Source organism: Paractinoplanes abujensis, assembly GCF_014204895.1.
Lineage (GTDB): Bacteria > Actinomycetota > Actinomycetes > Mycobacteriales > Micromonosporaceae > Actinoplanes > Actinoplanes abujensis.
Map to the genome: position 1 here is coordinate 1,299,614 of NZ_JACHMF010000001.1, position 22,892 is coordinate 1,322,505.

Here is a 22,892-nt window from a genome sequence, read left to right on the forward strand (position 1 = left end):
GGAGGGGCGGCGGTGCAGCGCGGAGGGGGCGGCGGTGCAGCGCGGAGGGGCGGCGGGGCAGCGCGGAAAGGCCTCGGGGCGGCGCGGTAGGGGCGGAGCGGGAAGGGAGCGTCGTGGGAAGGGCGGTGTTGAGGAGGACTGCGCAGGGCCGGCATGGCGCGGGCCGAGGATTGCAGGACGAAGAGGCAGAGACGGGCCGGGCAGACCGCAGGGAGGCGCAGGGCGCCGGGCAGGCGCTGGGCAGAGCAGGTGCCGGCAAGAGCAAGCGGCAGAGCAAATGGAGGTAGAGCAGGCCGGGCAGGGCAGGGACGAGCAGGCCGGCAGGGCCGGGACGAGCAGGACGGCAGGGCCGGGACGAGCAGGGCGGGCAGGGCAGGGGACGGGCAGGGGACGGGCAGGGGACGGGCAGGGGACGGGCAGGGCGGGGCGGGCAGGGCAGGGGCGCCAGCGCAAGCCAGGCCAGGACAGGAGGCAGGCAGCGCGGGCCGGGCGAAGCGGGCGCGGGATGAAGGGCAGGCCTGGAAGGGGCGCGGCAGATGGGCAGCGTAGGGCGGACAGGCCAGGGCGGGTGAGGGCAGGCGTAAGGCAGGCAGGGCAGGGCGGGCCGAGTACGCCAGGGCGGAAGGCGGGGAAGGCGGGCGCAGGGCAGGCGTAGCGAGGCCGGGCGGAGCCGTGGGGGCACGAGCAGGCGGGCCGGGAGGACAGAGGTGGGCTGGAGGAAGGCCGGCGGTGCCGAGGAAGGAGCGAGGCGGGGCGGGATCAGAAGTAAACGGAGACAAGGGGCAGCCTGGAGCAGGAGATGCAGAGGCGGACAGCGGGGGCGGCCGGCTAGAACAGGGCGATCTGCCCCGGCGTAGGCTCCCGCCGCGCGGCCAGGCTGCCCCGGAACACCCAAGGCCGGAATTCAGGCGTCGGGTCGGCGTCGGGTGCGGTCGGGGGTTCGCCGCCGTTCAGCGCCCACAACGAAGGCCCCAGATTGATGCCACGGGCCCGCAATGCCTGGCGCATGACGAAACGGTTGAGCGGCAGCCGGGCCTGGGCCAGGTCGGGGAGGGCCAGGTCGTGGCGCATGCTCATCAGCTGGCGGTTGCGGTCGACGATCTCGCGAGCGCCGGGGTCGGTGAAGCAGGTGGCGGCGTGGGCCCCGACGGCCTCGCGGACCAGGGCGACCCCGGCTTCCCAGGCGGCCTCCAGCGTGCCGAAGGCGGTGAGCAGCTTGGCCGCCGTGGTGGCGCCGAACCGCCGTACGCCGTGGAGGTTGTCCGACGGGTCGCCTCGCAGTGCGGCGAAGTCGCGATACTGCCATGGGTGCACGCCGTAGAGGGAGGGCAGGGTCGCGGCGTCGATCAGCGTGGCCTCGTCGAAGCCGCCGTTGCGGACGCGGAGCACCTGGGTGGCCTCGTCGATCAGGGCGAACGCGTCGCGGTCGCTGGTCATGAGCACCGACTGCCAGCCGCGGTCGCGGGCCGCGGCGGAGGCGCTGGCCAGCACGTCGTCGGCCTCGTAGGCCCGGGGCACCACCGTGCACACCCCGGCGTCGCGCAGCAGGGCGGGGGCGGCCAGCAGTTGCGCGGTCAGGTCGGCTGCCTTGTCGGGGCGGTGCGCCTTGTAGGCCGGATAGTCGGTGCGGCGGGCCGACTCGTCCGGGCAGTCGAAGCCGACCATCACGGCGTCGGGCCGCAGGTGGGCCGCGGCGCGGGCCAGGTAACCGAAGAGGCCGCGCAACGCCCAGATCGGGTTGCCGTCGTCGTCGAGCCAGCCGTCACCCGCACCGGCGTGGTAGGCGCGGTGCAGCAGGCTGTTGCCGTCGAGAACGAGCAGGAGTGGCACGCGAGAGAGACTACGCCGGGGGTGCGACGCTTTCCCGGACCACGAGGGCGGGCTTGATGACCCGCCGTACGGCATCGGTGGTGCCCGAGGCGATCTGGGCCAGCAGCAACTCCAGCGAGGCCTGGGCGACCGCGTCGAAGTCGGGTTTGATCGTGGTCAGCGGGGGGTTGTAGAAACCCGCTTCCGGTACGTCGTCGAAGCCCACGATGCTGACGTCGGCCGGCACCCGGCGGCCGTGCTCGTTGAGCGCCCGCAGCAGCCCCAGCGCGATGTGGTCGTTGGCCGCGAACACCGCCGTCGCCTCGGGCAGGCGGGCCAGCAGCTGGCCGTTGCGGTAGCCCGAGGCGGCGCTCCAGTCGCCGGTGAGCAGCGGCGGGATCTCGCGCCCGGCGTCGCGCAGGGCGGCCTCCCAGCCCTGGATGCGCCCGGCCGCGTCGAACCAGTCGGCCGGGCCCGAGATGTGCCAGACCGACCGGTGACCCTGGCCCAGCAGATGCTCGGTGGCCGCTCTGGCCCCGGCCACCTGGTCGACCGTGACCAGCGTGGACGAACGCTCGGGGTCGCCGTCGATGGTCACCAGCGGCACGTCGCCGGGCAGGGCGGCCAGGGCGGGGCCGGCGCCGGCGACGGGCGCGATCACGACCAGGCCGGCCACCCGCTGGTCGAGGTGGCGTTCGACGGCGTCGGCGATCGACCGCTCGTCGAGGTTGCGCACGCTGCCCACGTTGACCGCGAACCCGGTGGCCTGCGCCGCCTCCTCGAACGCGGTCAGCATCGAGGCCGGCCCGTACAGGGAGGAATTCTGCGCGACGACGCCGATCACCTTGGAGGTGCCGGTGACCAGGGCGCGGGCGGCCCGGTCGGGCCGGTAGCCGAGCTCGGCGATCGCGGCCTGGACCTTGAGGCGGGTCTGCTCGCTGACGTTGGGGTGCTCGTTGAGCACGCGCGACACCGTCTGATGGGACACCCCCGCCAGCCGGGCGACGTCCATCATGCCCGGCGGCCGACCACGTTTGACGCTCATCCGCGGCAGGATAGCCGCACGAGGCCGGCCGGCGGGGATCCGCCGGCCGGTCGCGCCGGGTCAGACGAGGGGACAGGTGTTGCGGTAGTCCGAGATGGAGGTGCTCGCCGGGCCCGGGCAGATGAACTGGTCGTAGCGGGTGTCGTTGTCGACGAAGCGCTTCAGCCAGGCCACCGCGAGGCGGGCGGTGAACGTGTTGACGGTCTGCGGGAAGAAGTGCGAGGCGTTGTTGAGCTCCAGGTACGCCTTCTCCGAGGCCGACGGGATGCTGTTGTAGAACGGGATCGAATGCGACGCGACGGGTGCGACGGTGTCGCTCTCGCCGCCGATGATCAGGGTCGGCACCCGCAGCGTGGACCAGGTCTTGGTCGTGTTCCACGGGGCCAGCGGCACCGCCGCCTGCAGCGACGGGCGGGTGCGGGCGGCCTCGAGGCTCCCGCCGCCACCCATCGAGTGACCGGCCACGGCCAGCCGGGTGGTGTCGATGCGCGATCGCACCGAGCTCGACCGGGTCAGGTAGTCGAGCGCGGCCAGCAGCTGGTCGCCGCGCGAGCCGGGCTGGTCGTAGATGGTGTTGGTCTCGATGCCGATCACCACGAAGCCGTGCGACGCGATGCGCGGGCCCAGCCACGACAGGCTCGACCAGCGGGCGGTGAAGCCGGGGGAGATGGCGACCGCTCCGAAGGTGCCGTCGCTGGTGGTCGTCGGGTAGTAGATCGTGCCGCCCCCGAAACCGGTGACCAGCGAGGACACGTTCTCGGTGGCCACGCTGTAGGGTCCGCGGCTCGCGTCGAGCGCGGCGGTGGTGGGGGCCGGGCCCCGCTCGTACGGGTTGGCGGCGGCCTGGGCGGGCGCCGCGCCCAGCCCGACGGCCAGTGCCGCGGCCGCGGCCAGCGCGAGGACGAATCGGCGTGGTTTGCGAAGTTGCTGCACCTGACACGCTCCCGGGGGTGGGGGATTGATGGCGGTCAGTGTTTGTGCGGCTCCGCGCGGTCCGCATCGGTAGAACCACCGGCCTTGTAACAGGCTGGAAATTTCATCTGCCGAAAAGTCCGGGTCGATGCCTTCCCCGCCGTGGCCTGCGGCGACAGACTCGCGACATGGTTAGTGCACGTCAAGTGCAAAATTCCTTCCCGTACGGCCGGCAGGCACCGCTGTCGGCGATCGGCGAGCTGCTCACGGCCGCGAAGAACGGGCGTGGCGGCGCGCTGGTGCTGGCGGGCGGCCCGGGCGAGGGCCGCACGACGCTGTTGCGCGCGGCCGGCCCGAGCCCGCTGACGCTTCTCGTCGAGGGGCACGCCGACGAGTCGGGACTCGCGCTGTCCGGGCTCCAGCGTCTGCTCGAACCCCTGGCCGGGCTCGTCGGAGATCTGCCGGCCCGGCAGCGGGAGCCGCTGGACGACGTGATCGCCGGACGCCCGCCCGCGCCCGGCCCGCTGACGCTCGGAGTGAGTGTGCTGGCCCTGCTCCGCCGGGCTGCCCGCCGGGGCCCGCTGCTCCTGCTGATCGACGACGCCGACCGCCTCGACCCGCAGTCGTGGCAGCAGTTCCGCCTGGTCGCTCGTCGCCTGCACAGCCTGCCCGTCGCCGTGCTGGCCACCGTGACCGCCGACGACCGGGGCCTGGCCCTGGCGACCGGCCTGCCGCTGATCCGGTTGACGCCGTTGGACGAAACCGCGAGCCGGGCTCTGCTGCGCCGCTGCGCGCCCGATCTCGCCCCCGAGGTCGCGGCCGCCCTGACCGACCTGGCCGCGGGCCATCCCGGCGCCCTGACCGACCTGGCCGGCGCGCTGACCCCGGCCCAGCGGCGCGGCTTCGCTGCCCCACCCTGCGCTCTGCCACCGGGCAGCACCCTCCGCCGGCACGGCAACGCCCTGATGTCCGTTCTGCCGGCGGTCACCCGCCGCCTGTTGCTCCTGGCCGCCACCGACCCGGACGCCACGCCGGCCGACCTCGTGAGGGCCGCGAACCTGCGCGTCGATGCCCATCCGAGCGAGCCCGCGCACTCAAGCGAGCCCGCGCACCTGAGCAAGCCCGCGCAGTCGAGCGACCCCGCGCATCCCGGCGACGACGTGCGCCCACCTGAGCGCGCGACGATGGGCGACGGTGCGCGCCTGGCCGACCTCGAACCCGCCGAGCGAGCGGGCCTCATCGAGGTGTCGCCGAGCGGCGTCCGGTTCACGCCGGAAGTGCTGCGGACGGTCGTCTACGGCGACGCCCCGATCGCCCTGCGCCACGAAGCCCACGCGAGCCTGGCCGCTGCCCTGGCGGAGCGTGGTCACCGCCTGGGAGCCCTGCTGCATCGGGCCGCGGTGACCACCGGCGCCGACGACGACCTGGCGCGCGACCTGCTCGAAGCGGCCCAGGACGCGCCGTCCCCCGAAGCCTTCCGCGCCCGTCGCTACGCGGCCGGCCTGAGCTCCGATCCGCGGACGACAGCCGAGGCCGCGCTGGCCGCCGCCCGCAGCGCCCTGGCCGCGGGCCGTCCGCGCGACGCCGCGCCCCTGCTGCGGCGGGCGGGTCACGCAACCGGGCAGGCCGTCGTCCGGGCCCGGGCGCGGGCCTTGATCGCCGAGCTGCACGCGCGGGGCGCGCCCGCCGAGTCGCGCGACACGCTGCTCGGCGTGGCCGCGGAGACGATGTCGACCGACCCCGCGGCCGCCCTCGACGCGCTGGTGGTGGCAGGTGAGGCTTGCGGCCGTACGGGGGAACCGGGTTTGTTTCCTCCACTGGCGAGACAGGCCGCCGACCGGTGCCGCGACGGCCGCCCGGGCACGGAGCTGGCGGTGCAGCAGGTGCTGGGGGTGGCGGATCTGCTCACCGGCGACGAGGAGGGTGGTTTCGGGCATCTGCGCGAGGTCGTGCGGCTGGGGGAACGCAGCGGCGACGCGACCGCGCTGATCCGGGCGGCCGACGCGGGCATCGTGGTCGGCGACGACGACCGGGCCGCGCGGCTGGCCGGGCGGGCCGTGACGCTGGCCCGCGAGATCGGGGACGCGTCGCTGGTGCCGCGGGCGCTCGAGGTGGCCGCGTACGCGGAACTGGCCGCGGGCCGCCACGACGCGGCGCACGAGCACGCGCTGGACGGGGCCGCGACCGCCCGCCACAGCGACCTGGCCGACGCCCACCTGGCCCTGCTCGGGTTGCTGGCCGCGTTCCGGGGTGACGCCGCGACGGCCCGCGAGCATGCCGCGGGGTCGCCGCTGGAGGACTGGTCGGAGGCGCTGCTCGACCTGGTCGAGGGGGAACCGGCTCGCGCGGCTCAGCGGCTGGTGCGGGTGGCCCGTACGGGATCGATGGTCTTGCGGGTGGCCGTGGCCCCGCACCTGGTCGAGACCACCGGCGCCGGCAACGACGTCTTCGACCGGTGGGCCGGGCGGACCGGACGGCCCGGCTGGCTGGCGCTGCGCGGCCGCTGCCGGGCGCTGACCGACATCGCGGCCGCCGACGACTGGTTCCGCGAGGCGCTGGGCTGGCACGAACGCGACGCCGACGGCGGGTACGCGCGGGCCCACACCCAGTTGCTCTACGGCCGGCACCTGCGCCGCCGGCGCCGCCCGGCCGAGGCGCGCGAGCATCTGCGCCGGGCCGTGGAGACGTTCCGCCGTTTCGACGCCGGTCCCTGGGCCGGGCTGGCCGCCCGGGAGCTGCGGGCGGCGGGGGAGCGGATCGGCCCGGTGGGCCGCGCCCCGCTCACCGCCCAGCAGGAGCGGATCGCGGAGCTGGTGGCCGAGGGGGCGACCAACCGTGAGGTGGCCCAGCAGCTGCACCTGAGCCCCCGCACGATCGATCATCACCTGCGCAACGTGTTCGCCCGGCTCGGCGTGCGGTCGCGCACCGAACTGGCCCGCCTAGATCTTTTCCACGGTGACCGGGGTGACCAGTTTGCGATCCCGGTCGCCGACCACGCGCAGTGAGCCGGTCAGCCGCACCCGGCCCGTGAGCGGCAGGTCGGCCGCGGACGTGCCGACCAGCACGTCCAGGTCGCCGGGTTCGACGATCCGGGAGAGGTCGCGCCCGGTGAAGGCCGTCCGGTCGGCGTGCACCGTGAAGGTCACGTCCTTGGCCTCGCCCGCCTCCAGTGGCACCCGCACGAACCCGGTCAGCTGCTTCACCGGCCGGGTCACCTGGGCCACCAGGTCCTTCAGGTACAGCTGCACGACCTCGTCACCGGCGCGCGAGCCGGTGTTGCGCACCCGTACGGTCACCATGAACTCGCCGTCGGTCGGCACCTCGGCCGCACTGATCCGCAGGTCGTCCACCTCGAAGGTGGTGTAGGAGCGGCCGTGCCCGAAGGCGTACAGCGGCGCCGGGTCCAGGTTGCTCACGCCCGTGTTCTCGGCGCCCAGCGAGGGCAGCAGGTAGGTGCTGGGCTGGCCGCCCGGGTGCCGCGGGATCTGCACGGGCAGCTTGCCGCCCGGGTTGACGCGGCCGGTCAGCACGCCCGCGATCGCGGCCGCGCCCTCCTCGCCCGGCATGAACGCCTGCACCAGCCCGGCCGCGCGGGAGGCGAACTTCCCGAGCGCGTACGGGCGTCCGGAGACCACGACCACGACGACCGGCTTGCCCGTGGCCAGCAGTTCCTCGATCAGCTCGGCCTGCACGCCGGGCAGTGTGAGGTCCTCGGCGTCGCAGCCCTCGCCCGAGGTGCCGTGCCCGAACAGGCCGGCCAGGTCGCCCACCATCGCCACGGTCACGTCGGCACCGCGGGCCGCCTCGACCGCAGCCGCGAAACCGCTCCGGTCGTCGCCGATCACCGCGCAGCCCTGTTCGTGCACGACCTCGGTGCCGGAAAGGGCAGACTTCAGCGCGTCGACGGTGGTTGGCACGTCGATGCCGAGCCCGGCGTCCGGATACCGCGGCAGCACGTGGTTGGGGAAGGCGTAGCAACCCATGAACGTACGGGGGTCGGCCGCGGCCGGCCCGACGACGGCCACCGTGCCGAGGCCCGCGGCCAGCGGCAGGGCCGTGCCCGCGTCGAGCAGCACGATCGAGCGTTCGGCCATCTCGCGGGCCAGCGCGCGGTTCGCCGCGGAGTCGAGCTCGGTGCTTTCGGCGGCCGCGACGGATTTCTCGGGCGTCCAGCCGGCGTCCAGCAGGCCCAGCTCGACCTTCTGGGTCAACACGCGGCGGGCGGCCCGGTCGATCAGCTCCTCGCTCGCCTTGCCGATCAGGCCGGGGCCGAAGCCCAGCGTGTCGGGCAGTTCGACGTCGATGCCCGCGGTCAGCGACTGCAGGCCGGCGTCGTCCATGTCCTCGGCCACGTGGTGGGTGCTGGCCAGGAACGGCACCGCCCAGTAGTCGGAGACGACCGTGCCGGTGAAGCCCCAGCGGTCGCGCAGCAGCTCGGTGAACAGCCACGGGTCGGCCACCGCGGGCAGGCCGTCGATGTCCGAGTAGGAGTTCATCACCGACCCGGCCCCGGCCTCGCGGATCGCGGTCTCGAACGTCGGCAGGATGACGTCGAGCAGCTCGCGCCGGCCCATCGGCACCGGGCCGTGGTTGCGGGCGCCGCGCGACGCCGAGTACCCGGCGAAGTGCTTGAGCGTCGCGATCACGCCGGAGCTCTGCAGACCCCGGACGTAGCCCGCGCCCAGCAGCGCCACCAGGTACGGGTCCTCGCCGATGGTCTCCTCGACCCGGCCCCAGCGGTAGTCGCGCACCACGTCGAGCACAGGGGACAGGCCCTGGTGCACGCCCACGGCGGCCATGTCACGGCCGATCGCGGCGGCCATCCGCTCGACCAGGTCGGGGTCGAAGGTGGCGCCCCAGGCGATCGCGGCCGGATAGACCGTGGCGCCGAAGGTGGTGAACCCGGTCAGGCACTCCTCGTGCACGATGGCGGGAATCCTCAAGCGCGAGTTGGCCAGGACGATGTGCTGCTGACGAACGACCTCGGCGGCGCCTTGGACGGCAGTGAGGGGGTAGCTTCCGTAGACGCGGGTCAGGTGCCCGAGCCCGTCCCGGCTGGCCTCTTCCAGGGGTATCGTGCCAGAAGCCGCGAAAACGTCCTGCATAGGAGCGACGTTGAGGGTCTCGTCGGGGTCGGTCTGCTCGTCGTCCTGCATGTCGTTGCCGACCCAGCGGCTGCCCAGCTGGCCGAGCTTCTCCTCGGGAGTCATCGCGGCGAGCAGCGCGTCGACGCGTTCGGCGACGGGTAGCGCCGGGTCCTGCCATGGCTTGTGTGCCGGTTCTGTCGTCACGACGCGACTCCTCAGTGGTTCCTGGGTAGTTCCTGGGTTACGGTTCCGAAACTTTCAGTGTTTGTACAGCGCAAGTTTTCGGTGCCGGGTGATCTTAAGCAGGCTCTGCGGGCTGGTCGGGATCGCGTCCACTCTCCTCATGGGAGCGCGACCACAGCAAGACCCTTGACATGATCAAGCCGAAACCCTACGTTAACGAAACCTCGTGTTAATTTGCGGTTGTCGAGCGAAAGTTGCAGCCTCTGTGACGCGGACGACCACTACCACGGCGATTCTCTCGCTGCCACCGACGGCGGCACTCGAGTACGGAGATCAGCGTGACCTATAACCCGATGTCCCGGCGGAACTTCCTCGGCCTCGCCGCGGGTGCGGCCGGCGCCGCGGCGCTCGCCGCCTGCGGCAGCTCCGGCCCCGAAAACAGTGGTGGCGGAAGCACCAGCGGCGGTGGCAGCGGCGGCGGCGCCAGCTACTGGTCGCTCAGCGGCCCGCCCGGCGAGCCGGTTCGCAAGGCCTCGATCAAGCGCTTCAACGACGCGAACTCGGGCTCCAAGATCGAAGAGTTCTACTACCAGAACGACGCGTACAAGCAGAAGATCAAGACGGCCCTGGGCGCGAACCAGGCCCCGACGATGATCTGGGGCTGGGGCGGCGGCGGCCTCAAGGAGTACGTCAACGCCAACCAGGTCGAGGACCTGACCGACTGGTTCGGCCAGAACGCCGCGGTCAAGGACAAGATCCTGCCGTCGTCGTTCGGCGCGGCCACGGTCAACGGCAAGATCTACGCGATGCCGATCGAGACCGTGCAGCCGATCGTGCTCTTCTACAACAAGAAGGTCTTCGACCGCGTCGGCGTAAAGCCCCCGCAGTCGTGGGGCGAGATCATGGCCCTGGTGCCGAAGTTCAACGCGGCCAAGGTCGCGCCGTTCTCGCTGGCCGGCCAGTCTCGCTGGACCAACATGATGTGGCTGGAGTTCCTCCTCGACCGTACGGCGGGCTCCGAGGTCTTCGACCGCGTGTTCGCCGGCGAGAAGGGCGCGTGGAGCGACCCGGCCGTGCTCGACATGCTCACCAAGATCCAGGACCTGGTGAAGGCGAACGGCTTCCAGAAGGGCTTCTCGTCCACGGCGGCCGACTCCAACGCCGACCAGGCGCTGCTCTACACGGGCAAGGCCGCCATGATGCTGCACGGCTCCTGGTCGTACGGCATCCAGACCGCCCAGGGTGGCAACTTCGTCAAGGACGGCGGCCTGGGCTGGATGAACTTCCCGGCGGTCGAGGGCGGCCAGGGCGACCCGAGCAACACGGTCGGCAACCCCGGTCAGTACCTGTCGATCTCGTCCAAGGCCTCGGCCGAGGCGAAGGAGACGGCGAAGAAGTTCTTCTCCACCACGCTGGTCGACGACGCGGAGAAGGAGGCCTGGGTCAAGTCCGGCGGCGTGCCCGTGCTGAAGGGCAGCGAGAGCCTGTTCACCGGCGCTGACGCCCAGTTCCTCAAGGACATGGCCGGCATCGCCAACGGCGCCAAGACCTTCGCGCAGTCGTGGGACCAGGCGCTCAGCCCGACCGCGGCCGAGACCCTGCTCGACAACATCGCCAAGCTGTTCCAGCTGCAGGTCAGCCCGCAGCAGTGGGTCGACGCCATGAACGGAGTCATCGGCAAGTGACCGCGATCGCTCCGCCCGTCGTACGGACGAAGGAGCCCACCAGGTCCAGCGGCGGGCGGAGCGGTTCCGTCCTCTGGATGGCGCTGCCGGCCTTTGTGTGGTTCACGTTGTTCGGCATCGTGCCGCTGCTGGGTGTGGTCGCGCTCAGCTTCACTACCTGGAACGGCATCGGCGAGATCGTGCCGTCCGGCTTGGACAGCTGGACGGCGACGCTCAAGGACCCGGGCCTGCCGAACGCGCTCTGGGTCACGTTCCTGATCATGGCGTTGTCGTGGGCCGTGCAGACTCCGATGTCCATTCTGCTCGGTGTCTTCCTGGCCACCAGCAAGCGTTACCGTGAGTTCCTGGCCGTGCTCTTCTTCATCCCTCTGCTGCTCAGCTCGGCCGCCATCGCCATCACGTACAAGGCGCTGCTCGACCCGAGCTTCGGCCTCGGCAGCGGCCTGGGCGTGGAGTGGCTCAACCAGGACTGGCTCGGCAGCTCGACGCTGGCCATGGGCGTGCTGATCTTCATCGTGTCCTGGCAGTTCATCCCGTTCCACACGCTGATCTACCAGGGTGCGGTCCGGCAGATCCCGACCAGCATGTACGAGGCGTCGCAGATCGACGGGGCCGGCCGTGTGCGGCAGTTCCTGTCGATCACGCTGCCCCAGCTCAAATACACGATCATCACCTCGTCGACGTTGATGGTCGTGGGGTCGCTGACCTTCTTCGACCTCATCTACGTGCTGACCGGCGGCGGCCCCGGTGACTCCACCCGGGCGCTCGCGCTGCTCATGTACAAACAGGGTTTCCAGGCCAACCTCATGGGTCCGGCCAGTGCCATCGCCGTGATCCTGGTCCTGGTCGGCCTCGGGTTGTCGTTGCTGCTGCGGCGGCTCGGCGGCCGGGGCGACGAGAGCCAGCTGGAAGGAGCCTGAGTTGGCCACCGTGACCGACCATCGGCCGTCGGCGCCGACCGTCTCCGGCACCCCCGGCGGCACCCGCAAGCGGTCCAAGATCCTGCAGTTCAACTGGATCGGCGGCGGGCTGAGCTGGATCTGGCTGTTCATCGTGATGCTACCGATCTACTGGATCATCATCACGAGCTTCAAGACCCAGGACACGTACTTCATCACCAACCCCCTGGCCCCGCCCAGCGACTTCTCGTTCGCCAACTACAAGACGGTCATCGAGTCCGACGTCGCGCGGTACTTCATCAACAGTGTGATCGTCACGGCCGGCGCGATCGTCCCCGCCGTGCTGATCAGCTTCATGGCGGCGTACGCGATCGTCCGTGGCGCCGGTAGCCGCGTGCTGCGCCTCATGAACGGCGTGTTCGTGATGGGCCTGGCGATCCCGCTGCAGGCGGTGATCATCCCGGTCTACCTGATCATCATCCGGCTCCAGATGTACGACACCCTGGCCGCGATCATCATGCCGTCGATCGCGTTCGCCATCCCCCTGTCCGTGCTCGTGCTGTCGAACTTCATCCGCGACGTCCCGAAGGAACTCTTCGAGTCGATGCGAATGGACGGGGCCAGCGAGTGGGGCACCCTGTGGCGCCTGGCGTTCCCGCTGACCCGCCCCGCGCTGGTCACGGTCACGATCTACAACGCGCTCGGCATCTGGAACGGCTTCCTGCTGCCGCTCGTGCTCACCCAGAGCCCCGACAACCGGACGATCCCGCTCGCCCTGGCCGACTTCTCGGGCCAGTTCGGCGTCAACGTCCCCGCGATCGCCGCCTCGGTCACGTTGACCACGCTGCCGATCGTGATCCTGTACGCCGTGGGGCGCCGCCAGCTCCTGAGTGGTCTGACGGCGGGCTTCAGCAAGTAGAGGTCAGAGCCTCCGGGTGGACTCGCGAACGACCAGTTCGGTCGCCAGCTCCACCCGGGGGGTTTCGATGGGCTCGCCCCGCGACAGTCGCAGGACCGTCCGCGCGGCGAGCCCGCCCATGTCGGCCAGCGGCTGCCGTACGGTGGTCAGCGGCGGTGACGACCAGCGCGCCTCGGGCAGGTCGTCGAAACCCACCACGCTCAGGTCGTCGGGCACCCGGATGCCGCGCAGCCGGGCCGCCTCGTAGACACCCAGCGCCATCTGATCGCTCGAGGCGAAGATCGCGGTCGGCCGGTCGTCGCGGTCGAGCAGCCGCTGAGCCGCCGCGAAGCCGCCCTCGTGGCTGAAATCGCCCGGCTCGACCAGCCTACGGTCGACCCGCAGGCCGGCCGACTCCAGCGCAGCCCGGTAACCGTCCAGCCGGGCCCGGCTGCAGAGCAGGCTGCGCGGGCCCTCGACCAGCCCGATGCGGGTGTGACCGAGCGAGATCAGATGCTCGGTGGCGCTGCGGCCGCCCGACCAGTTCGTCGCGCCGATCGTCGGCACGTCGGCCGCCGCCCCACCGGCCGGGTCGATGATCACCATCGGCACGTTGAGCCGGTGCAGCTCGGTGTAGACCGGGCCGGCCCCGTCCGAGATCACCAGCACCACGCCGTCGGACTGGCGGGAGCGCAGATTCTGCAGCCACTGCCGGGTCGACGCGGTGCGCCGGTGCACGGCCGAGATGACGGTGCCGATGCCGGCCGCGTGGGTGACCTCCTCGACGCCGCGGATCAACTCGACCGCCCACGGGCTGTCCAGATCGTGGAAGACGAGGTCGATCAGGCCCGCGCGCAGCGGCTGGCGAGAGTTTCGAGGGCGGTAGTCGTGCTCGCGGAGCAGGTGCTCGATGCGGTCGCGGGTCTCCGGCGACACGTCCGTCCGCCCGTTGAGCACTCGCGACACCGTGGGCACGGAAACCCCGGCCGCCTCGGCGATGGTCGCGATAGTGACTCGTCTTCCGCCCGCGGCCATACGACTCTCCTCGTTCACCCTGCCCTCGCCCCGAAACTTTCGTTCCGGAGTTCCGGAAGTATTGCACATTCCGCGGCTGATAAGGGCACGTGCACACGTCTGATATTGGCGGCCCCGGGGTAAGGCGTGTCTCATGCCTCTCATCGCCGGTCGATACCGCCTGGGCGAGACCCTGGGCGAGGGCGGAATGGGGAAGGTGTGGAAGGCCCGCGACGAGGTGCTGGAACGCGACGTCGCGGTCAAGGAGATCCTGCTGCCGGACGAGGTCGGCCAAGTCCAACGCCGTACGCTCCGGGAAGCCCGCGCCGCGGCCCGGCTCGGCCACCCGAACGTGGTGCAGATCTTCGACGTCTTCGAGGTGGACGGTCGCACCTGGATCGTCATGGAGTACGTGCCGTCGCGCTCGCTGCAGGACGTGCTGCGCGCCGACGGGCCGATCGACCCGCGCCGGGCCGCCCGCATCGGCCTCGACCTGCTGGCCGCCCTGCGCGCCGCGCACGCCGCCGGGGTCGACCACCGCGACGTGAAACCGGCCAACGTCCTGCTCGCCGACGACGGCCGCGTGCTGCTCACCGACTTCGGCATCGCCACCATCGAGGGCGACAGCCTGATCAGCAGCTCCGACATGCTGCTGGGTTCGCCCGAATACATGTCACCCGAGCGCGCCAAGTACGGCACGGCCGGGATGGGGGCCGACCTGTGGTCGCTCGGGGCCACCCTGTACGCGGCCGTGGAGGGGCGCTCGCCGTTCCGCCGGGGCAACGCGCTGGCCACGCTGACCGCCCTGGCCGCCGACGAACCCGATCCGCCCCGGCGGGCGGGCGCGCTGGAACCGCTGCTCCTCGGCCTGCTGCGCAAGGACCCGGCCGAGCGCCTCGACGCGGCCGCCGTCGAACACGGGCTGCGAGCGGCACTGGCGGGGGCGTATGGTCACGCCCTGGTTCCCGCACGGGATGCCGTCACCACGGCGGACCTGACGCTGCCGTCCGCGTCCGCGGCCGCCGCTGTCCTGCCCCCAGCCGCCGACTCCGCCGCCGACGCCCGGGTGTCACCCCCGGTCGCCGACTCCGCCGCCGACGCCCGGGTGTCACCTTCAGCCGCCGACGACTCGTCTTTGGCCGGCCGGGACGCGTCCACGAGCAACGACGACTCAACTGCGGGCGGCGGGGTCGGGTCCACGGGCATCGACGACTCGTCCGCGGACGATGCTGCCTCGCGCGCCGGCGCTGACGTCGCACCCGAGGGTGCCGATGTCTCACCTGCGGACGCGGCTGTTCCGGCTGCGGCGGCCGTTCCCGCGCAGCGGTCCGCTGCCGATGGTGCCGGCGGTGGTACGCCTGCGGACGGTTCGCGTGCGGCGGCTGCTCCCGCTGTTCCCGCGCAGCGGTCCGCTGCCGATGGTGCCGGCGGTGGCACGCCTGCGGACGGTTCGCGTGCGGCGGCTGCTCCCGCTGTTCCCGCGCAGCGGTCCGCTCCGCGTTACGCCGCCGGGGACGCCCCAGCCCCCGCCCCCGTGCCCGCGGATCGGCCGGCCCGGTCCGGGCGGCGCTGGATCGGGCTCGCCTCGGTGGCTGTCCTTGCGCTGCTGGCGGCCGTCGTCTGGGTCGTGACCCGCCCCGACGGCGACGGCACCCCGCAGGGCTCCGGTGCCCCTGCCGCGTCCGCCCCGGCCGCCTCCGCCTCCGCCCCGGCGCAGCCCTCGGCCACGCCGTCCGCCGCGGTCACCACAACCAGCCGCTCCATCCCACCCAGCACCGCGGCCACGACCGCCGCGCCGCCGGATTCGCCGGGGTCGTCGGAACTGCCCGCTCTGCCGGACGGCTGGCGCGACTACCGGGACCGTACGGGGTTCGCGGTTTACGTCCCCGAGGGCTGGACCCGCTCGGTCGAGCGCGGCATCGTCTACTTCCGAGGCGACGCCCGGGTGCTGGGCATCGACCAGACCAAGAAGCCGGCCCCCGACCCGGTCGCGGACTGGCGGGGTAAGGCCGATTACCGGGTGGGCCGGGGCGACTTCCCCTCGTACCGCGAGATCGGCATCGACGAGGTCGACTACTTCACCAAGGCGGCCGACTGGGAGTTCACGTTCACCCGCAACGGCGTGCGTCAGCACGTCAACAACCGCGGGGTGATCACCGGGCCGAAGCAGGCGTACGGCTTCTACTGGCAGACCCGCGACGCCGAATGGGCCGACCGCAAGGACGACCTGCAATTGATCTTCGACAGCTTCCGCCCGGCCGGCTGACGTCGATCAGGCCGACCGCAGTCCGTCGACCAGGAGGGCGGTCATGCGCCGGCCGTAGCCGGGCGCCTCGTCGGGCCGGGGCGCGCAGAGCTTCGCGACCGCGTACAGCAGGTCTTGAGGGCTCACGCCGGCCCGGATCGCACCCGCCGCGACCGCCCTGTCGAGCAGGGACCCGAGCGCCGGTCCCAGCTTGGCCATGAAGAAGCCGGAGAGGCCCTCGTATGCGGGGTCGCCGGAATGCAGCGCCGACGCGAAGCCGCGTTTCGTCGCGACGAACGTCGCCAGCCGATCGAGCCATCGGGCCAGGGCCTCCCCGGGTTCGTACTCGGCGGCGAGTGCGGGAGCGGCCTCGGCGCAGGCGTCGATCTCGCGCTCGATCACCGCCTTGATCAGGTCGGAGCGTTGCGGAAAATGCCGGTACAGCGTGCCCACCCCGACGCCGGCCAGGTCGGTGATCTCCTTCGCGGGGGCGTCCACGCCTGACGTGCCGAAGACCGTCTTCGCCGCGTCGAGCAACGCCTCGACGTTGCGCCGGGCGTCGGTCCGCTTCCGGCGCGGGGCCGCAGTGCTCTCCGTCACGCCTACTCCTCCTCGCTGGTCCTTCTTGCAGATCCGGAAAGCCTTTCCGTATAGTTCCGGAAAGCCTTTCCGCTTTGGCGACTCTATCGTGAGGAGACACAGATGCACTACCGCACCCTGGGCCGGACCGGGATCAAAGTCAGTCCGTACGGGCTCGGCGCGCTCATGTTCGCCACCCAGGTCGGCAACCCCGACCCCGGCGACTCGATCCGTGTGATCCACAAGGCGCTCGACGCCGGACTCAACCTGATCGACACCTCGGACGCGTACGGCGACTCGGAGGAGGTCGTGGGCCGCGCTCTGAAGGGCCGGCGGGACACCGTCGTGCTCGCCACGAAGTTCGGCCGCCCGGCCGGCGCCGACCCCAACCAGCAGGGCGGCTCCCGGCGCTGGATCATGACCGCGGTCGAGAACTCCCTGCGCCGCCTGCAGACCGACCACATCGACCTCTACCAGCTGCATGTGCTCGACCCCGAGACCGACCTGGAGGAGACGCTCTCCGCGCTGACCGACCTCATCCGTACGGGCAAAGTGCGGGCGATCGGTTCCTCCAACACACCCGCCACCGGCATCGTCGACGCCCAGTGGGTCTCGGAACGCCGCGGACTGGCCCGCCTCCACACCGAACAGCTGCCGTACTCGATCCTCAACCGCGCCAACGAGAACGACGTGCTCCCGACCGCACAACGCCACGGCCTCGGCACGCTGGTGTGGGGGCCGCTCGCGCAGGGCATGCTGACCGGCCGGGTCCGCCGGGAGCAGCGCAACGACCTGAGCCGGGCCCGCTTCTTCCAGCACCTCAGCGACGAGCGCCGCATCGACGTCGTCGAGCAGCTCCTCCCGCTCGCCCGGGAGGCCGGCCTGCCGCTGACCCACCTGGCCATGGCCTTCACCATCGCGCACCCCGGCGTCACCACGGCATTGCTCGGCGCCCGTACGCTCGACCAGCTCGACAACCTGCTCGAAGGTGTCGGCGTGGCCCTGTCGGAAGAGCTCCTCGACCGCATCGACGAGATCGTCCCACCCGGCACCGACGTGACCCGCCTTGATCAGGCTTATCAGCCCCCGTCCCAGCGCGACCCCCAGCTGCGCCGCCGCCCTCTCACCAACCGCAGCGCCGCCTGACCCGGCACGGCTCAACTCAAGCCGTCAACGGGGCTACTGCTGGTCGTCGGGCGCGATCTCCTGTCCGCATTCGCCCCGCGCCGGTCAAGCCTCGCGCTCCTTCTCGCCCGCACCGGTGGCAACACACGGGGATCACCCGGCCGGGGCCGACGCGATCCGCAACGCCGCTCCGCCCGTCACCGAACTGCTGGCTCGCTACGTCCCGAGAAGAGCCGGGCGGCGCAGACGGGCAGGAGCCGGTCGATGAAGGTCCGATGCCGTCCGAGACGAGCCCGGCCGCCGCGTCCTGATGGCGTCCGAGACGGGCCTGCTGCGTGTCTTGGTGCGGTTCGAGACGGGCCTGCTGCCGTGTCTTGGTGCGGTTCGAGACGGGCCTGCTGCCGTGTCTTGGTGCGGTTCGAGACGGGCCTGCTGCCGTGTCTTGGTGCCGTTCGGGACGAGGCCTGCTGTGTCCTGATGCGGTCCGGGACGGGGCCTGCTGTGTCCTGATGCGGTTCGGGACGGGGCCTGCTGCCGTGTCCTGATGCTGTTCGAAGACGAGACCCGCTGCCGTGTCCTGATGCCCAAAGCGATCGGCCGCCGGGGCGGCACATCTTCTGGCTAGCCTCCTAGGACGCCGTTGTTCGACCCCTCCCGTCGGCGGCAGGGCGTCCGCTGCGCGCTAGTCAGAACAGGACGAATCGGGCGGAAATCGCGCCGAACGGCCAGCCGCCGCGAAGCGCGACAAAGGCGGCCAGCCGCGCGAGCAGTTCGCGAAAGCAGTTCCCGGAAGCAGTTCGCGGAAGCAGTTGGCGGAAGCAGTTGGCGGAAGCAGTTGGCGGAAGCAGTTGGCGGAAGCATTCAGGCTAGCCTCCTAGGATGCCTTAGGCGCTGTGCCGGCGGGTGCTGTCCGAACGAGCGGTGTGGGCGGGTGCTGTCCGAAACGAGCGGTGTGGGCGGTGCCGTCCGAGCGTGGTGCGGGAGTGGATGCGTTTGCCGGTGGGCGGATGTCAGCGGGTCACCGACAGGGCGTGGGAGCGGGCGGCGTCGGCCAGGTGGGCCGCCACGGCTTCGTGGTCGGTGGTGATCAGGCCGACGGTCACGCGGAGGTGGGGGGTGCCCGGCCCGGCGGTGAAGGCTCGGCCCGCGGCTGCCGCCAGGCCGTTGCTGGCCAGGGAGATGAGGGCGGCGGCTTCGTCGGCTACGGGGAGCCACAGGTTGATGCCGTCGCCGGGGGGCAGGTGGATGCCGTGGGTGGCCAGGGCGGTGACGGTCAGGTGGCGGCGGCGGGCGTATTCGGTGCGGGCGGCCGTCACCGCGGCCACCGACTGCGGGTCGGTGAGCAGGGTCAGCAGCAGGTGTTGCAGGAGCCTGCTGGTCCAGCCCTGGCCGAGCAGGCGGCGTTCGAGGACGGGGTCGAGCACCGCGGCGGGCGCCGACACCGCGGCCAGGCGCAGGTCGGGGCCGTGGGACTTGGAGAAGCTGTGCACGTGGACCGTCTGCCGCGGCAGGTGGGAGCCCAGCGAGTGCAGGGCGGCCGAGGACACGTCGCCGGCTGAGTCGTCTTCCACGATGTGCACGTGCGGGGTTTCGGCGAGGACTGCGGCGAGTGCGGAGGCCCGGCTGGGTGACCAGGAGGCGCCGGTGGGGTTGAGGGCCCGTGGCTGGAGGAAGACTGCCGCCGGGCGCTGGGTCAGGGCCGCCGACAGGGATTCCGGGAGCAGGCCTTCGGCGTCGGTGGCGGCCGGGATTGCCTGGACGCCGAGGGAGTCCAGCAGGTCGAGCAGTGGCGGGAAGCACGGGTTCTCGACCACCACGCGGTCGCCCAGGCGCAGCAGCGACGACGCGACGTGGTCGATAGCGTCCATCGCACCGTCGAAGACGGCGAGCCTCTCGAAGCCGTACGGCCAACGCTCGCGCAGCAGGGCGGCCAGCTCGGGCAGCACCGGTTCGTCGAGGTAGCTGGTCGGTGCGGGGGAGAGGCCGGCCAGCGCGGGCAGCGACGGCAGCAGGCGCGGGTCGGGTACGCCGGTGGACAGGTCGAGCGCGAAGCCGGAGCGCCCGCGCAGGGCAGCCCGGTAGCGGCCCGGCCCGTCGGCCCGGGACGTGGCGACGATCGTGCCGCGACGTCCGTCGGTCTGGATGGTTCCGGCCCGGCGCAGCAGCTGCCAGGCTGCGCTGACCGTGGTGGGCGACATCCGCAGTTCAAGAGCCACCGCCCGTACGGGGGGAAGCTTGCTGCCGGGCAGCAGGACGCCGTCACCGACCGCGCGCCCCACGGCGTCGGCCAGACCACGTGCGGAGATTTCTTCCAGGTGCAGGGACGAAAGCAAGCCTTCAGTCCGATCAAGGGCGGAGGTGGGGAGGCGGACGTACTTTGTGACAGTACGTTCTGAGCATTGTTCGGTCCATAGGTGTTACGTAATCTCCGACCATGAATCGCATCGCGCACTGGATCGGCGGCGCCGAGCGCCCCGGCACGTCGGGCCGGGTCGGCCCCGTCTTCAACCCCGCCACCGGCGAGCAGACCGCCGAGGTCGACCTAGCGTCCGCCGCCGAGGTCGCCGACGCCGTCGCGGTGGCCGCGCAGGCCGCGAAGGAATGGCGATCGGCCTCGCTGTCGAAACGGTCCGCGGTCCTGTTCACATTCCGCGAACTGCTGGCGGCCAGGAGCGGCGAGCTGGCCGCGATCATCACCAGCGAGCACGGCAAGGTGCTTTCCGACGCGGCCGGTGAGGTGGCCCGCGGGCTGGAGAACGCGGAGTTCGCCACGGGCATCCCGCACCTGATGAAGGGGTCGTTCTCGGAGCAGGCGGCGACCGGGGTCGACGTCTACTCGATCAAGCAGCCGCTCGGGGTGGTCGCCGGCATCACGCCGTTCAACTTCCCGGCCATGGTGCCGCTGTGGATGTGCACCACGGCGATCGCGGCCGGCAACGCTTTCGTGCTCAAGCCGAGCGAGAAGGACCCGTCGTCGTCGCTGTTCCTGGCCCGGCTGTGGCGCGAGGCGGGCCTGCCCGAGGGCGTCTTCACCGTGGTCCACGGCGACAAGGAGGCGGTCGACGCGATCCTGACCCACCCGGCGATCGCCGCGGTCAGCTTCGTCGGCTCGACGCCGGTGGCCAAGTACATCTACGAGACCGGCACCGCGCACGGCAAACGGGTGCAGGCCCTCGGCGGCGCCAAGAACCACATGGTCGTGCTGCCCGACGCGGAGCTCGACGCGGCCGCCGACGCCGCGGTCAACGCCGCGTACGGCTCGGCCGGTGAGCGGTGCATGGCCGTCTCGGTCGTGGTGGCCGTGGGCGACGTGGCCGACCCGCTGGTCGACGCGATCGCGGCCCGGCTGCCCAAGCTGCGTATCGGCGACGGCACGGATCCCGAGTCGCAGATGGGTCCGCTGATCAGCGCCCAGCACAAGGAGAAGGTGGCCGGTTACATCGCCAAGGGCGCCGAGGCGGGCGCAACGGTGGTGGCCGACGGTCGCGAGGCCGAGGTGCCCGGCGACGGTTACTTCCTCGGGGTCACGCTGCTCGACAACGTGCAGCCGGACATGGAGGTCTACACCGACGAGATCTTCGGGCCGGTGCTGGCCGTGGTGCGGGCCGGGACGTACGCGGAAGCGGTCGCTCTCATCAACGACAACGAGTACGGCAACGGCACCGCCATCTTCACCCGGGACGGCGGCGCGGCCCGGCAGTTCCAGTTCGACGTGAACGCGGGCATGGTCGGTGTCAACGTGCCGATCCCGGTGCCGGTGGCCTACTACTCGTTCGGCGGCTGGAAGGCCTCGCTGTTCGGCGACACCCACATGTACGGACCGGACGGCATCCACTTCTTCACCCGCTCGAAGGTCGTCACGTCGCGCTGGCCCGACCCGGGAACGTCGGCGATCGACCTCGGCTTCCCCACGAACCGATGACCGCGCAGACCGTACGCGGGGACGACCGCGCTCATGTGTTCCACTCCTGGTCGGCCCAGGGCCTGATCGATCCGCTGCCCGTCGAAGGCGCTCTCGGCTCGTACTTCTGGGACTACGACGGCCACCGGTTTCTCGACTTCTCGTCGCAGCTGGTCAACGTCAACATCGGACACCAGCATCCGCGGCTGGTGGCGGCGATCCAGGAGCAGGCGGCCAAGCTGTGCACGATCCAACCGGCGTTCGCCAACGACAAGCGCGGCGAGGCGGCCCGCCTCATCAGCGAGCTGGCGCCGGGCACTCTCAACAGGGTGTTCTTCACCAACGGCGGCGCCGAGGCCAACGAGAACGCGATCCGGCTGGCCCGCGGTCACACGGGCCGGCCGAAGGTGCTGTCGACGTACCGGAGCTATCACGGCGGGACGACGACGGCGATCGCGGCCACCGGCGACCCGCGCCGCTGGGCCAACGAGGGCACGGCGGTGGGGCTGGTGCACTTCTGGGGTCCGTACCCGTACCGGTCGCCCTTCTTCTCCGACAGTGCGGAGCAGGAGACCGAGCGGGCGCTGAAGCATCTGCGCGACACGATCGTCTTCGAGGGCGCGGGCACGATCGCCGCCGTGCTGCTGGAGACGGTGGTCGGCACCAACGGCATCCTCGTGCCGCCGCCGGGCTATCTGCGCGGCGTCCGGGAGATCTGCGACGAATTCGGGATCGTGTTCATCGCGGACGAGGTGATGGCCGGCTTCGGTCGCTGCGGCGAGTGGTTCGCCGTCGACCGCTGGGGCGTCACCCCCGATCTGATCACCTTCGCCAAGGGGGTCAACTCGGGTTATCTGCCGCTGGGCGGGGTCGTCATCTCGGACGAGATCGCCGAGACGTTCCGGGAGCGGCCGTTCCCCGGTGGGCTGACGTATTCGGGCCATCCGCTGGCTTGCGCGTCGGCCGTCGCCTCGATTGAGATCTTCAAGGAGGAGGGGATCGTCGAGCACGCGCGGGCGATCGGCGACGACGTGATCGCGCCGGGGCTGGCCGCCCTGGCCGCCAAGCACCCGAGCGTGGGGGAGGTCCGCGGGCTGGGGGTGTTCTGGGCGATCGAGCTGGTGCGCGACCGGGCCACCCGTGAGCCGCTTGTGCCGTTCAACGCCGCGGGCGCGGCCGCCGGGCCGATGAACGAGCTGGCCGCGGCGTGCAAGGAGCGCGGGCTGTGGCCGTTCACGCACTTCAATCGGGTGCACGTCGCGCCGCCGTGCACGGTCACCGCCGACGAGGTGCGCGAGGGTCTGTCGATCCTCGACGATGCCCTGTCGGTGGCCGACAAGTATTACGCGGGTTGACGCGGGATTGCGTAGCTGCGACTGGCGTTGAGCGCCGATTCCGTTTCAAGTTTGGAAATTAGTTTCGGATTCCCTTGTCTTCCGTCCTTCGCGTGTGTCAAGGTCTCGCAGTCGTTTCTGTGGGAGCTGTCACAAGCCCTCAATCGGAGGTCCTA

At 71.5% G+C, this 22,892-nt stretch carries 15 protein-coding genes; 8 read left to right on the forward strand and 7 right to left on the reverse strand.

The genetic code is table 11. The annotated features are described in order from the left end of the window. Window positions 1-828 precede the first annotated feature (828 nt). From BKA14_RS05375 to BKA14_RS05385, 3 genes are read right to left on the reverse strand one after another with little or no spacing between them, the layout of a single operon-like run. A complete protein-coding gene (locus BKA14_RS05375) occupies window positions 829-1,830 on the reverse strand; it encodes a 5'-3' exonuclease (RefSeq protein ID WP_239092473.1) in 1,002 nt (333 codons plus the stop codon). Between the two features lie 10 nt (window positions 1,831-1,840). Then, entirely contained in the window at window positions 1,841-2,854 is a 1,014-nt protein-coding gene (locus BKA14_RS05380) for a LacI family DNA-binding transcriptional regulator (protein ID WP_438861870.1), read from the reverse strand. Window positions 2,855-2,914: 60 nt separating this feature from the next. Then, window positions 2,915-3,787, reverse strand: a complete 873-nt coding sequence (locus BKA14_RS05385; RefSeq protein ID WP_184949819.1) for an alpha/beta hydrolase family protein — start codon at window positions 3,785-3,787, stop codon at window positions 2,915-2,917. A 167-nt stretch (window positions 3,788-3,954) separates the two neighbouring features. Here BKA14_RS05385 and BKA14_RS05390 point away from each other — a divergent pair, with 167 nt between their 5' ends. Next, on the forward strand, window positions 3,955-6,771 hold the full coding sequence (locus BKA14_RS05390) for a LuxR family transcriptional regulator (protein WP_184949820.1): 2,817 nt from the start codon (window positions 3,955-3,957) through the stop codon (window positions 6,769-6,771). Here BKA14_RS05390 and BKA14_RS05395 read toward each other — a convergent pair. Next, the gene (locus tag BKA14_RS05395) at window positions 6,706-9,057 is read right to left on the reverse strand and encodes a glycoside hydrolase family 3 N-terminal domain-containing protein (RefSeq protein ID WP_203722018.1); all 2,352 of its coding nucleotides are present in this window, start codon (window positions 9,055-9,057) and stop codon (window positions 6,706-6,708) included. The two genes, BKA14_RS05390 and BKA14_RS05395, sit on opposite strands and share 66 nt — an antisense overlap. A gap of 317 nt (window positions 9,058-9,374) precedes the next feature. On the opposite strand from BKA14_RS05395, the gene BKA14_RS05400 reads away from it, so the two are divergent. From BKA14_RS05400 to BKA14_RS05410, 3 genes are read left to right on the forward strand one after another with little or no spacing between them, the layout of a single operon-like run. After that, complete coding sequence (locus tag BKA14_RS05400) at window positions 9,375-10,721, forward strand: extracellular solute-binding protein (RefSeq protein ID WP_203722016.1); 1,347 nt, start codon at window positions 9,375-9,377, stop codon at window positions 10,719-10,721. Next, the gene (locus tag BKA14_RS05405) at window positions 10,718-11,641 is read left to right on the forward strand and encodes a carbohydrate ABC transporter permease (RefSeq protein ID WP_239092472.1); all 924 of its coding nucleotides are present in this window, start codon (window positions 10,718-10,720) and stop codon (window positions 11,639-11,641) included. The genes BKA14_RS05400 and BKA14_RS05405 overlap by 4 nt, the downstream gene beginning before the upstream one ends. Before the next feature lie 10 nt (window positions 11,642-11,651). Further along, a complete protein-coding gene (locus BKA14_RS05410) occupies window positions 11,652-12,539 on the forward strand; it encodes a carbohydrate ABC transporter permease (protein WP_239092480.1) in 888 nt (295 codons plus the stop codon). Window positions 12,540-12,542: 3 nt separating this feature from the next. Here BKA14_RS05410 and BKA14_RS05415 read toward each other — a convergent pair whose 3' ends face one another. Then, window positions 12,543-13,553, reverse strand: coding sequence for a LacI family DNA-binding transcriptional regulator (locus BKA14_RS05415; protein ID WP_184949821.1), 1,011 nt, complete (start codon window positions 13,551-13,553; stop codon window positions 12,543-12,545). A 133-nt stretch (window positions 13,554-13,686) separates the two neighbouring features. On the opposite strand from BKA14_RS05415, the gene BKA14_RS44920 reads away from it, so the two are divergent. Next, complete coding sequence (locus BKA14_RS44920) at window positions 13,687-15,798, forward strand: serine/threonine-protein kinase (protein ID WP_311776099.1); 2,112 nt, start codon at window positions 13,687-13,689, stop codon at window positions 15,796-15,798. A gap of 6 nt (window positions 15,799-15,804) precedes the next feature. On the opposite strand, the gene BKA14_RS05425 is transcribed toward BKA14_RS44920, so the two are convergent. Further along, window positions 15,805-16,377, reverse strand: a complete 573-nt coding sequence (locus tag BKA14_RS05425; protein WP_184949822.1) for a TetR/AcrR family transcriptional regulator — start codon at window positions 16,375-16,377, stop codon at window positions 15,805-15,807. A gap of 102 nt (window positions 16,378-16,479) precedes the next feature. Between BKA14_RS05425 and BKA14_RS05430 the strand changes: the two genes are divergently transcribed. Next, window positions 16,480-17,502 (forward strand): aldo/keto reductase, encoded by a 1,023-nt coding sequence (locus tag BKA14_RS05430; protein ID WP_184949823.1) that lies wholly within the window; start codon window positions 16,480-16,482, stop codon window positions 17,500-17,502. Between the two features lie 989 nt (window positions 17,503-18,491). Here the strand turns inward: BKA14_RS05430 and BKA14_RS05435 are convergent. Beyond that, window positions 18,492-19,814 (reverse strand): aminotransferase class I/II-fold pyridoxal phosphate-dependent enzyme, encoded by a 1,323-nt coding sequence (locus BKA14_RS05435; protein ID WP_184949824.1) that lies wholly within the window; start codon window positions 19,812-19,814, stop codon window positions 18,492-18,494. A 101-nt stretch (window positions 19,815-19,915) separates the two neighbouring features. Here BKA14_RS05435 and BKA14_RS05440 point away from each other — a divergent pair, with 101 nt between their 5' ends. After that, window positions 19,916-21,403 (forward strand): CoA-acylating methylmalonate-semialdehyde dehydrogenase, encoded by a 1,488-nt coding sequence (locus BKA14_RS05440; RefSeq protein WP_184949825.1) that lies wholly within the window; start codon window positions 19,916-19,918, stop codon window positions 21,401-21,403. Then, a complete protein-coding gene (locus BKA14_RS05445; RefSeq protein WP_184949826.1) occupies window positions 21,400-22,737 on the forward strand; it encodes an aspartate aminotransferase family protein in 1,338 nt (445 codons plus the stop codon). Before BKA14_RS05440 ends, BKA14_RS05445 begins: the two co-directional genes overlap by 4 nt. Window positions 22,738-22,892 lie beyond the last annotated feature (155 nt).